This window comes from Streptomyces sp. NPDC001858, from assembly GCF_053594615.1.
Genome location: NZ_JBSFEV010000006.1, coordinates 149882 through 162024, shown reverse-complemented (window position 1 = coordinate 162024; position 12143 = coordinate 149882). Strand labels below are relative to the sequence as shown.

The following is a 12143-nucleotide window of genomic DNA, read 5'->3' as shown; positions in this document are numbered from 1 at the left end:
ACTTCTGCCGGCTACCCCTCTGCGGCCGGCCACCCCTACTTCTGCCGGCTACCCCTCTTCGTCCGCCCCGTTCACCCCGTCCGCCCCGCTCTCGCCGTCCTCGCGCAGCTCCGTCACCCGCTCCAGCAGGATCGCCTCCCAGGCCCGTCGCAGCCGGGTGCGCGGGAGCGAGAGGGCGTCGGGGGCGTCGGGGTCCTGTCGGACCGGAGCGGGGCCCTTGAGGTGGTCCGCGAGGCGGACGACGGTGTCGCAGCGGGCCAGCCACAGGCCGCGCAGACAGGGGCGGGCGCCGTAGCCCGCGAGCGTGGCGGCGCGCACGGCCGCGCCGGAGCCGACCGCGAGGGCGAGCCCGGCGATGTCCTCGGCGGGATCCGCGAGGACCGCTTCGGTCCAGTCGAGGACGCCGCGCACCCGGCCGTCGGCGCTCACCAGGAGGTGCTCGCCGCGCAGGGCGTGATGGACGAGGACCGCGGTGCCGGGCTGGGCGGCGAGCTGCGCCGCGCCGAGCGGGGTGAGCTGGTGCAGACGAGCGGGGTCGAACTCGTCGGCGCGGGCGAGGCGTTCGGCGGCGGCCACGGCCATCCGGCGCAGCGCCTCCAGGGAGCGCGGGGCGGCGCGCGGCACCCCGAGCGCCTCGGCCTGCCGGGGCGGCACCTCGCGCAGCCCGCGGAGCAGTCCCGCGAGATCGGCCTCGCCGACGGCCGACACGTCGTGCTCCTCGGCCGTGTCGCCGGGCAGCTTGGCGTCGAGGGTGTAGGCCAGCCCGGGGGACCACTCGCCGTGCGCGACGCTGACCGGCACGGCGACCGGGACGTGCGGGCGGACGAGGTCGCGCAGCCGCAGTTCGCGGCGGCGGCGCAGGGTGGCCTCGGCGTCGGGGGCCAGGCGCAGCACATGGCGGGCGCCGACCCACCAGGTGAAGGGGGAGCCGCCCTCGGCGACGGGCCGCACCTCCGGTCCCAGAGCGCTCGCGCCGCCCCCTTCCAGGAGCGCGCGGACCAGTCGGCGGACGGTGTCCGGGGTGGGTGTCGGTGCCTGGGTCATGGTCGCGCCGCTGCCGTTCGGGTGGGTGCCGGGAACTCCTGGTGGGGGTGGGTCAGTCCACTATGACCAGCTCGCGGGTGGTGTCGTTGAGCCGGCGGCCGCCGTCCTCGGTGACGGTGACGATGTCCTCGATGCGCACGCCGCACCGGCCGGGCAGGTACACGCCCGGCTCGACGGAGAAGCACATGCCGGGCACCATGGGCCGCTCCTCGCCCTCGATCATGTACGGCGGCTCATGGGTGGTGACGCCGATGCCGTGGCCGGTGCGGTGGATGAAGCGGTCGCCGTAGCCGGCGGCGGCGATGACCGCGCGGGCGGCCCGGTCGACCTCCTGGCAGGCGACGCCGGGCCGCACCGCCCGGAAGCCCGCCTCCTGGGCCTCGCGGACGAGGTCGTGGACCCGGCGCTCCTCGTCGGTGGGCTCGCCGACGTGGACGGTGCGGGAGGTGTCGGAGCCGTAGCCGTCCTTGAGGCCGCCGAAGTCGAGGACGACCATGTCGCCCCGCTCGATGACCCGGTCGCCGACCTCGTGGTGCGGGTTCGCGCCGTTCGGCCCGGAGGCGACGATGGTGAAGTCGACCTGGGAGTGCCCGAAGCGACGCAGCAGCGCGGCGAGGTCGGCGCCGACCTCCGTCTCGCGGCGCCCGGCGAAGGGAACTTTCCGAATCTCCTCGAACGTTGCGTCAGCGGCCGCTCCCGCGGCCGCCATGAGCTCCAGCTCCGCCGCGTCCTTGACCGCCCGCAGCATCGGCAGGGCCTCGGTGAGGGAGGCGTAGGAGGTGGCGGGCAGGGCCTTCTGCAGGCCCAGCAGATGCATCGCCCAGGCGTTGTCGCTGATTCCGAACCGGCCGCCGGCCCCGAGGAGGGCGGCGGCGACCGCGTAGGGGTCCTTGCCGTCGGTCCAGTCCCGCAGGGTGAGCGCCGGAGCGCCAGCCGCCTTCGCGGCGTCGGGAGCCTCCAGGGTCGGCACCACGAGGACGGCGTCCCGGCCGGGCGTGAGGACCAGCAGGGTGAGCCGTTCGGTGGCGGCGGTCGGCGCGTAGCCGGTGAGCCAGACGAGGTCGGGTCCGGGCGCCACGAGCAGCCCGCCGAGTCCGGCGTCGGCGGCCTCGCGCGCGGCCCGCTCCATGCGGGCCCGGTAGTCGTCGGCGGTGAACGGCGCGGCGGCAGTGCCGGTCATCCGGGCCTCCCGGGAAGGACGTGGCGACTGGGGTGTGACGGACGTGGTCGCACGGACGTGACGACCACGGGCAGCATCCTGCCCGTCCGGCGGGGGTCGCGCGAGCCGGTCGACAAGGGTTTCGGCAGGTTTCCGGGCCGCGTCGGCGATCCTTCGGCGCGAACCGTACCGGAAAGGGCGGTGGAGGACGGCGGGGCTCGGGCCGGCGGGGTTGGGGTCGGCGGGGTTGGGGTCGGTGGGGTTGGGGTCGGTGGAGTTCAGGGCGGCGGTCCTCGGGTCGGCCGGGTTCGGGTCGGCAGGGTTGGGGTCGGCGGGGTTCAGGGCGGCGGTCCTCGGGTCGGCCGGGTTCGGGTCAGCGGGGTTCGGCCGCGGCCCGCCCCGACGGGGGCCCGGTCGGCTCGCTGCGCTGCCCGCCCGTCCCGGGGATGGCCTCGGGAACGACCTCAGGGACGGCCTCGGGCCGACCTGGGGCCGAGGTGGGGCCCGGCCCTGGACGACGTCAGGGCAGCCTTGAGCCGCTCTCAGGTGACGACGCCCGGGATCACCGTCAACTGCTGGTACCCACCACCTCGGTGACGGAGCGTCAACTCGATCTCCTCGCCGGGTCGCGCCTCGTCGACCGCCCGCGCGAGGTCGGTCGCCGAGTCGATCCTGGTGCTGCCGAAGGCCAGAAGGACGTCGCCGCGGACCAGGCCCGCCGCATAGCCGGGGCCGGGCACGTGGACGGCGACGATCTCGGCGCCCGCCTTCTCCGCGTCCACGGCCTCCAGGCCGAGGGTGGCCTCGGCGGGGCGCGGGGACGCGGGGGCCGCCTCGGACCGCCCCGAGGACCCGGACGACTTCGACGCGCCCGGGGCGGACGCGATGCCCAGCGCGCCTTGGGAACTCTGGGAGCCCTGGGAGCCCCCGGAGCCCGGTGCGCCCGCCGAGCCCGGTGCGCCCTGCGCCGCCGTCTGCCGCTGCAGCTCGGCCAGCCTGCTCATGCCGATCACGGTCGCCCCCAGGGTGCCGAGTCCGACGCCGGACAGGACCAGGACGGTGCCGGCGAACAGGCCGAGCAGCAGGGTCGTCAGCCGTCGGCCGCGGCGGCGCGCGGCGTGCGGGCGCCGGCCCTGGCCGCCGGGTGTGGCGCCGCCGCCGGGCTCCTGACCCGGCATGGGCTTGGGACGCAACGCTGTGTGTTCCATGGATCGCCTCCGGCTGGTGCTCTACCCGGCGCTCCGGTGCACCACGAGCCACGAACGAGTGAGACTGACCCAGGATCAGGAGCGGTACGGCCGCCCCGTACCGCGTCTCACGCGCGCGTGGAGAGCGCCTCCACCAGTGCCCGCGCGGCGCCCGACGGCGCACCGGCGTACACGAGTTCGACCCGCTGCACGACCCGCGGCGCGGTGACCGGGACGGCGACCGTTCCCGGGACTCCCTCGGCCGCCGAGCGGGGCAGCAGGGCCAGGCCGTGGCCGGCGGCGGCCAGAGCGGTCAGGACGCGGACGTCGGCGCCGTCGTAGCGCAGGGCGGGGCGGAAGCCGTGGCCGCCGCCCGCCGCGCGCAGCTGGTGCAGCGGCAGCCCGGCGTCGGGGGCGTCCAGCCAGCGTGCGTCGGCGAGGTCGCCGAGGCGCAGGGCGGCGCGCCGGGCCAGGGGGTGGCTCGCGGGCAGCAGGACGGCGACCGGCTCCTCGCCGACGCCGCTCGTGGTCAGCGGCGCCACGTCGGGCAGGCGCAGCGGGTCGCTGGGCGCGGCGAGACCGTCGACGAGGCCCAGATCGGCCGTGCCCTCGGCCACGGCGGCGGGCACGTCGTCGCGGCCGAGGACGCGCAGCGTCACGCCGGCCGGCGGCAGCGCGGCGAGAGCGGCGGGGCCGAGGGCGGTCGGCGTGGCGGCCAGCGTCAGCCCGTGCGGGGGCGCCGAGGCGATCCGGACGACGTCCGCGCGGGCCGCGTCCAGGCGCAGCAGCAGCGGGCCCGCGTGTTCGAGGAGCCGCTCGCCGGCCGTGGTGGGGGTGACGGGACGGCGGGTGAGCAGGGCCGCGCCGAGGTCCTGTTCGAGGCTCGCGATGTGCTGGGAGACGGCGGACTGGGTGTAGCCGAGTTCCCGGGCGGCCTCGGAGAAGGAGGCGAGGCGGGCGACGGTGACGTAGGTGCGCAGGAGGTGCGGGTCCATGCGTCCAGGGTCGCAGGGGGGCGGCGGTCTGAATCCCTTCCGCATCCTTCCGCATCCGTTCTGCATCAGTTCTGCTTATGAAGGGTGCAGGAATCATCGTTGGACGTGAAGCGGCGGGCGCGCCCAGGATGAGGGGCATGACCGACACCGCAGCTCAGATCGCGCGGGTCGCCCTGGTCGGCGACCGCTCCCCCAACGTCGTCTCGCACACCCGGATCCCGCTGTTGCTGGATGCCCTCGCCGCGCGGGACCGGCTGGTCCTGGACGCCTATTGGATCCCCTCCGAGGAGGCGGGGGCCGAGGGCGCGGTACGCGGCTTCGACGCGGTGTGGGTGGTGCCGGGCAGCCCCTACCGGAGCGAGGCGGGCGTGCTGTCCGCGATCCGTACGGCGCGCGAGGAGGGCATCCCGTTCCTCGGCACCTGCGGCGGCTTCCAGCACGCGGTGCTGGAGTACGCCCGCACGGTCTGCGGACTGTCGCGGGCGGCGCACGCCGAGACCGATCCCGACGCGGACGACCTGCTCATCGAGCCGCTGGCCTGTTCGCTCGTGGGCCACGAGGGAGTGGTGACGCTGGAGCCGGGCTCGCTCGCCCACTCGGTGATCGGCTCGGAGCGCACGGTCGAGCGCTACTTCTGCGCCTACGGCCCCTCCCGGCACCTGGACACCCTGCGCGCCCACGGACTGCGCTTCAGCGGCCACGACGAGGACGGCCAGGTCCGCGTCGCCGAGCTCCCGGGCCATCCCTTCTTCCTGGCCTCCCTCTTCCAGCCGGAGCTGTCCGGCGACGGCTCACGCCCGCACCCGATCGTCCGGGCGCTCGCGCGGGCCGCCGTCGAACACGCCACCCGCCGCGGCGCTGCGGAAGCTCTGTCTCGTGGATGAGAGTCCGGACGTCGCCAGGTACGGGGCGGGCGCGGCCGGCGCGAGGTCCGGCAGGAAGCCGTGGGTGCGGCGGGCCAGGTAGCCGGACTTGTACCGGTCGACCTCGCGGTGCCAGTGCAGGATGCCCGCCAGCCAGTTCTGGAGGTCGGCGACGTAGTGCCCCATCGCCGCGCGGGCCTCGGGCGAGAGGTCGAAGTCGTCGTAGACGACGGGCAGTTCGTGCGCGATGACATGCTCGAACTGCCGCATGCGCTGGGTCATCAGGTCGTGCACGATGCCGAGCGCGGTCGGATAGTCGCAGCCGAAGAAGTTCTGCACGACGAGGATCGCGTTGTGCATCTCCCCTTCGTACTCGATCTCCTTCTGGTACGAGAAGACGTCGTTGGTGAGGCACGCGTAGTCGACGGCGGCGTTCTCCAGCGCCTGGACGGGTCCGCTGCGGTAGACCTCGGGCGGGACGGCGGGCCCGTGGCCCATCCGGCACATGCTCAGGGTCAGGTCGGAGCCGAAGGTCGCACGGCGCATCTCCAGGTAGTCGATCGGGTCGGGGACGCGGTTCTGGAGCTGGTTGGACAGCTCCCACACCCAGCTCTCGGTCATGACGTCCACCGAGTCGCGCAGGGTGCGCCGCTGGTCGGGGGTCATGGCGGCGGTGGTGCGCGCCCAGAGGTCGATCAGGCCGCGTTCCATGGCGTTGACGGGGACGACGGGCGCCGCCTCGCCGTCGAGGGGCATACAGGCCGACAGCCGGGCCGTGGTGAGGCGGGCCGCCGCGAGATCGCGCCGCCCGCCGAAGACCAGCGGGTAGTAGTCGTCGCCGTAGGTGCCCCAGGCGAGCCACTGGGCGCTGAGGTCGAGGGCCTCCGGGGTGGCGTCCGGGTCGAGGCCGGCCGCGCACAGGGCGAGGTCGCAGGCGGCGAGTTTGTCCTCGTCCCAGACTCCTTCCGCAAGGATGCCCATCCGGTGCGACCACGCGGTGAGGCGCGGGCGGGCCGCCTCCAGGTGCGGGCAGAGCGCGACCTGGTACGGCATGTGGAAGTCGGGCAGCAGGGACGGGCCGACCTTCTGGAAGGGCACGTGCGCGTACGCGCGCAGGCGTTCGGCGGCGGCCGAGGCGAGCAGTGCGCCGACGTCGGCGGCGGAGGTGCCGGGACCCGTCAGCTTCTGCCAGGGCGCGTCGAGGACGACGCCCTTGTTCATGTAGCGGCTGGAGCGCATGTGCCATTCGTGGCCGCCGGACTGCCAGTCCTGCAGACCCTTGGTGTAGGCGGCGACCGAGAGGACCTCGTCGGGCCGCAGGCCCTTCTCCAGGGCGAGCGCGGGCACTTCGGTGAAGGCGGTGTGCTCGAACTGGTGGAGGCGGGAGGTGAGGATGTCGTTGACGGTGTCGGCGGCCTCCTGAGTGGTGCAGCCGAAGAACGTCTCCAGGACGAGCACGCCGTTGCTGTTCTCCCCCTCGTCCTCGACCTCGCGCTGGTAGGAGAACAGGTCGTTGCGCAGGTGCACGGCGTCGGAGAAGGTCTCCATGAGCACCCTGAGCGGCCTCGACCCGGCGACGGCGGCCGGGACCTCGGCGGTCGCGTACTCCACGAGCCCCGCCGACCAAGGCGCGCCGCCCACCTTGCGGCGCATCTCGATGTACTCGACGGGGTTGGCGATCCGCCCCTCGTGGATGTTGGACAGCTCCCACATCGACTCGTTGAGCAGATGCTCCGTCGCGACGGCGAACCGGCGGCGCCAGTCCTGCGACATGACCGGCACGGTGCGCGCCCACAGGTCCCGCAGGCCCGCCTCGACCGGGTTCTGCGGCTCGGGCACCGGGGTCGTCAGGTCCAGAGGCATGAACAGCGGGAGCCGGTCCAGATGGGCCTTGCCCGCGGCGCGGTCCGGGGTGCGTTTGAACATGTCGAGGAAGTGGTCGTCGAAGAAGAACACCCACACGTACCAGTCGGTGATCAGCGACAGCGCGCGGCCGTCGCAGTCGGGGTGGGTGTAGGCGCAGAGCAGGCCGTAGTCGTGCGCCTCCAGGTCGGCCTGCTCCCAGATCCCGGACCCCTCCAGCATGCCCATGTCGCGTGCCCACTGCGTCGAGTGGAGCCGCGCCTGATCGACATGCGGGTTCAGCCGCGCCGGATGCGGCAGGTAGAAGTGCGGGAGTTCGAACGGTTGAGTCATGGCCGGGCCTTACCCGGGGCCGCCGACCGCCATCCGCGGGGCGGCACATGATCACACCATCGCGTGAATCAGCGGAAAGCGGTGAACCTTACGGGAGTTGGCATGTTCGTCGGTGCGCCCGCGAGTCGGCCGCGCCCGGCGCGTCACTCCCGCACTTGGATCAGCGCGTGCGTTCCGCCGGTGCGCCAGCGCTGACCCTCGGCCGCGACCAACGCGGCCTCCGTGCCGGCGTCCAGGCCGGTGATCACGTCGGACTTCAGCGTGCGCAGCGCCGCGACCGGACCGCGGAAATAGGCGGTGACGTCGGCGAAGGGGGTCGTCGGGGCCCAGCGGCTGTCGCCGACCAGGCGACGGTAGTTGAGGTCGCCCTTCACGATCGTCAGGGCGGCCGCCGCGAACTCGGCCCGAAGGTCGTCCGGCGTCTCCGCGTACGGCAGCGGAGCGGCGGAGAACGGATGCGCGCGCACCGTGAGAGTGCCGTCGGCCATCGCGGCCCACAGACGGCGGCCGTAGTCCGCGGCAGCGCCACGCGCGCGCGTGAGTTTCCGGAGCGCGTCGACGACATCGGCCGTCGTGGCGTCGGAGACGTAGTACGGATACGGCTTGACGTGCAGGACGACCCGGCCGCACCGCCCATGGGCGAGGAGATGGGCGGCCAGCAGGAGGTCCGGGATCAGCTCGCGGCCCGCGTTGTCGGCGACGAGACAGAGGGTGCGGACATCCACGTCCACATCCGTATCCGCATCTGCCTCTGCAGCGGGCAGCAGCGTCCACAGCGTCTCGCTGTCGTCGGCGACCAGGCCCGGTACGGCGGCCCGTTCCTCGGCCTCGGCGTCGGACAGCCGGAAGCCGAGGTCGGCGCGGTTGCCCCAGAGCGAGCCGTGCAGCAGAGCGCGGTCCTGTTCCTCGACCGGACGGTTCTCCAGGCTGTCGAGTACCGCCAGTTCCTCGTCGGTCTCGGGCGCGTCGAGCTCGGCGAGCTTGAAGGGGCGGAAGGGGTCGAGGCCCTGCCACGGCCCCGGCCCGAAGTAACCGACTGCTTCGAGGAGTTGGCGGTAGAAGTAGCTCTCCGACCACAACCAGGGCACATCGAACCAGGAACGGCCGGCGTACGCGTCGAGGCCCCAGGCCCGCCACCGATCGCGGTCGTGCGCCTCGGCGGGAAGCGGCTCGATCACGCCCTTGAGGCAGGCGGCCGACAGCGCGTCCAGGCGCTCCTGGACGTCGGGGCCGTAGGGGAAGGCGTCCCGCACCTGCCGGATGATCGCCGGATGCCGTTCGGCCAGGACGCTGTGGGGGAACGAGCCGGGCTCGTTGCCGAGGATCACGGGCGGGGCGGGGGCGCGGTGCATGCGGCTCACCGTATCGCGGGGGCGTACGGCGAACATCGCTCCTGCAGCGGGCGGGTCACGCGGGCCACGCGTCCGTCCGCGGGTGGTCGGCCCTCACGCCATGGCCATGATCTCCCGCTCCAGACGCGCGGCGAGGCTCATGAAGCGCGGCCGGCGCGGTACCGGTACCAGGCCGCGGATGAGGACCTGCCACATCTCGGCCGTCCGGCGGGGCAGCCGGCCGGCGGGTTCGCGGGTGCGCCCGACGACCCGGGTGCCGACGACGAAGCAGACCAGGGAGTGGGCCACGGCGTCGACGTCGACGTCCGGGTGGATGTCGGACTCCTTGACCGCGCCGCCCAGCCGCCGGGAGATCAGGTCCAGCAACTCCGCGAAGGGATGCGGCAGGGGCGGGCGGACGGCCACTCCCCCGGTGGCGAGCCGCAGGCCGGCCCGGGCGATCGGGCCCTCGACCGACAGGCGTGCCAGACCGAACGTCAGGCGGATCAGGGCTTCGAGGGACGCGTAGCCACGCTCGTCGATCTCGCCGGCGATCCGGCGGGCGGCCTGGGACTGCAACTCCATGATGGCGTGCGCCAGGTCCTCCTTCGCCGCGAAGTGGAAATAGAGCGCACCCTTGGTGACATGCGCGTGCGCGACGATGTCACTGAGGCTTGTCGACTCATAGCCATGCCGATCGAACAGGTCGGCGGCTGCCGTGATGATCGTCGTGCGGGTCTGTTCGGCGCGTAACTGCCTCGCCATCGACTGATACTCTCCCGAGCCGGTAAAGAACGGGTCATGCCGTTTTTTCTTACCCCGCGTACACAATAGCTCACCGTACGGCGGTACCGGCCATGTACGTGAATACCGCCGAACATCGCCGACTCCCCCTGTGCTCCCCCGACTTGCCGGTCGACGACGGGCCCGCCGGGACACAGCCTCCCACAGGACCGGCACCCGGGACACGGTCGCGGAGACGATCAAAAGAGACGGGGTGCGCGGTTTCTACGGCGGTTTCCGGAGCGTGAGGCGCCGGAACGGTCGGGATGCACGTGTGACGGTGCGCTTCGGATCCCCTCGGCGCACGAAGAGCCGTCTGTTTCCGGCCGGGTGGAACAGGAGGCGACCGGTCGGCTTTCCATGGAACCAGAAGACGGCCTTCGCTCGGCGGCCGATCGGTCAACTCGCCCCAGGCTAGGGGCACTTGCTCCATGGAAACAGACGCAGGGCGGGCCGGTCGGTGTGCATCCACACCGGCCGGCCCGCCCGTTCGCCCGTCGCACGCGGCGACTGGGAGAGTCCGCTCAGAAGGTCAGCTTCCAGCTGTTGAGCTTGCCGGTGTCCTGCGCGACGGTGTCCTGGACGCGCAGCCTCCAGGTGCCATTGGCCGTCTCGCCGGAGGCGTTCACCGAGTAGGTGGTGCTGACGTTGTCCGCGGAGTCCGAGGAACTGGCCGCCTTCAGCGGGTAAACGGTTCCATCGGGCGCGACGAGGTCGATCACCAGGTCACCGCGGTAGGTGTGGGTGATGTCGACGCCGACCTGAAGGGTGGACGGGGCGTTGCCGGTGCGGCCGCTGACGGCAATCGAGGACTCGATCGCGGAACCGTTGTCCGGGATGGAGACCGCGGTCGTGCTGGAGTAGGTGGTGCCCGTGGAGCCGCCGGAGCCGCTCACCGCCTGCACTGTCTTGGCCGCGTCCGCCAGACCTGCGCCGCAGCCGCCGGAGCAGGCGCCGGGCAGGGCACGGGCGTTGCTCTTGATCGCCGCCTCGATCTGCGCCGGGGTCAGCGTGGAGTTCGCCGACTTCATCAGCGCGACCAGACCCGCGATGTGCGGGGTGGCCATGCTGGTCCCCTGGTAGTAGGCGTACGACTCGCTCGACGCGGTCTTGGCGCCGGAGTTGAGTGTGGACAGGATGCCGTTCGCGGTACCGGTGCTGGTCTGGCCGCCGGGTGCCGAGATGTCCACGAGGGAGCCGTAGTTGGAGTAGGACGCCTTCGCGCCGGTGCGGTTGGTCGCCGCCACCGAGATGACGTTGTTGCAGTTGCCCGGCGAGTGGTTGGCGACGTTGTCGCTCTCGTTGCCGGCGGCCACGACAACGGTCGTTCCGCGGTTCACGGCGGCGGTGATCGCGCTCTGCGTCGCCGAGGTGCACGCGCCGTCGCCGCCCAGGCTCATGTTGATGACCTTGGCGACGTTGGAGTTGGCGGGAACACCGGAAACCGTGCCGCCGGACGCCCAGGTGATGGCGTCGATGATGTCGGAGTCGTAACCGCCGCACTTGCCGAGCACCCGGACCGGGGAGATCTTCGCGCCGTACGCGATGCCCGCGACGCCCTTGCCGTTGTTCGTGACCGCGGCGATGGTGCCGGCCACATGGGTGCCGTGCCAGGAGGAGTTGCCGGCCGGTATGCCGGAGCCGCACTCATTGGCGTTGTACCAGTCGCCCGGGTCGGCCGGGTTGCTGTCGCGGCCGTCGCCGTCGACGGAGACCGCGGTGTCGCCGATGAAGTCGTAACCGCTCACGATGTTCGCGGCGAGATCGGTGTGTGCGACGTAACCGGTGTCGATGACGGCGACGGTGACGCCGGTGCCGGTCGAAGTGGTCCAGGCTCCGGGCACGTTCATGCCGGCGGTGGACTCGAAGAGGTCCCACTGCTTGGCGTACTCGGTGTCGTTCGGGTCCGCCTTCGGCTTGTTCAGCCGGTCCGGGACCACGTAGGCGACCTGCGGGTCGGCCTGGTACTGCGCGACGACGTCGGCGACGTCCGCCTTGGTGAGGTCGTCTCCCAGGTCGACCAGGGCGGCGCCGGTGCCGAGACGGCGCTGGAAGTCGACGTCCTCGCCGGCCTCCTTGCCCTTGGCGACGGCGTCGGCCTCGGCGGCCGGGTTCGAACTGGCCTCGGCGGCACCGGACTTGTAGCCGACGATGAGGCGCTCGGCCGGGGTGCCGGGCGCGGCCTCGGTCTGGGCGGCGGGGACGGCGGAGCCCTGGGAAACGGTTTCCTGGGCGGCGGCGACGGAGGCGGTCGACGCGGCGGTCAGCAGAGCGGCGGAGACCGCGGCGGCGGATATGAGCTTCCGTCTCAGGACGGGTGAGGTGCGCAAGGGCGTGCCTTTCGTGGCCGGCTCCGGACAGTGCGGAGCGGCGGTCGATTCGCTTCTGCGTCGAAGCGGCGGGGGGTGAATCGAAGAGCAGCGCTGAAGGCCGGCCAGACGCGGGCGCCGACCCCGTCGGGGTTACCTGTGGGTCGGCTGTGCTGGAACGATAGGCAAAGGATCAGTCATACGGATACAGGGGAAACCCTTGATCCGGCCGGAAACCCACCCTCGACGAGCAGGATCGGTCAGCACTCGCCCGTT

9 protein-coding genes are annotated in these 12143 nt (G+C 72.7%); 1 reads left to right on the top strand and 8 read right to left on the bottom strand.

The window, feature by feature from the left end:
• Nucleotides 1-48: 48 nt before the first annotated feature.
• The 4 genes from ACWCPF_RS11095 to ACWCPF_RS11080 all read right to left on the bottom strand — a co-directional run bounded on the left by ACWCPF_RS11095 (nt 49) and on the right by ACWCPF_RS11080 (nt 4385).
• Entirely contained in the window at nt 49-1044 is a 996-nt protein-coding gene (locus ACWCPF_RS11095; protein ID WP_451044702.1) for an aminoglycoside phosphotransferase family protein, read from the bottom strand.
• Nucleotides 1045-1096: 52 nt separating this feature from the next.
• A complete protein-coding gene (locus ACWCPF_RS11090; RefSeq protein ID WP_451044701.1) occupies nt 1097-2224 on the bottom strand; it encodes a M24 family metallopeptidase in 1128 nt (375 codons plus the stop codon).
• Nucleotides 2225-2745: 521 nt separating this feature from the next.
• Nucleotides 2746-3411 (bottom strand): PDZ domain-containing protein, encoded by a 666-nt coding sequence (locus ACWCPF_RS11085; RefSeq protein WP_451044700.1) that lies wholly within the window; start codon nt 3409-3411, stop codon nt 2746-2748.
• A gap of 107 nt (nt 3412-3518) precedes the next feature.
• A complete protein-coding gene (locus tag ACWCPF_RS11080) occupies nt 3519-4385 on the bottom strand; it encodes a LysR family transcriptional regulator (RefSeq protein WP_451044699.1) in 867 nt (288 codons plus the stop codon).
• Between the two features lie 137 nt (nt 4386-4522).
• Between ACWCPF_RS11080 and ACWCPF_RS11075 the strand changes: the two genes are divergently transcribed.
• Nucleotides 4523-5269, top strand: coding sequence for a CTP synthase C-terminal region-related (seleno)protein (locus tag ACWCPF_RS11075; RefSeq protein WP_451044698.1), 747 nt, complete (start codon nt 4523-4525; stop codon nt 5267-5269).
• On the opposite strand, the gene cyc2 is transcribed toward ACWCPF_RS11075, so the two are convergent.
• From cyc2 to ACWCPF_RS11055, 4 genes are all read right to left on the bottom strand, one after another.
• Complete coding sequence (gene cyc2, locus ACWCPF_RS11070) at nt 5177-7444, bottom strand: germacradienol/geosmin synthase Cyc2 (RefSeq protein ID WP_451044697.1); 2268 nt, start codon at nt 7442-7444, stop codon at nt 5177-5179. The genes ACWCPF_RS11075 and cyc2 overlap by 93 nt on opposite strands.
• A gap of 143 nt (nt 7445-7587) precedes the next feature.
• Entirely contained in the window at nt 7588-8796 is a 1209-nt protein-coding gene (locus ACWCPF_RS11065; protein ID WP_451044696.1) for a damage-control phosphatase ARMT1 family protein, read from the bottom strand.
• 93 nt (nt 8797-8889) lie between these two features.
• On the bottom strand, nt 8890-9540 hold the full coding sequence (locus ACWCPF_RS11060) for a ScbR family autoregulator-binding transcription factor (protein WP_451044695.1): 651 nt from the start codon (nt 9538-9540) through the stop codon (nt 8890-8892).
• A gap of 542 nt (nt 9541-10082) precedes the next feature.
• Nucleotides 10083-11888 (bottom strand): S8 family peptidase, encoded by a 1806-nt coding sequence (locus ACWCPF_RS11055; RefSeq protein WP_451044694.1) that lies wholly within the window; start codon nt 11886-11888, stop codon nt 10083-10085.
• Nucleotides 11889-12143: the final 255 nt, after the last annotated feature.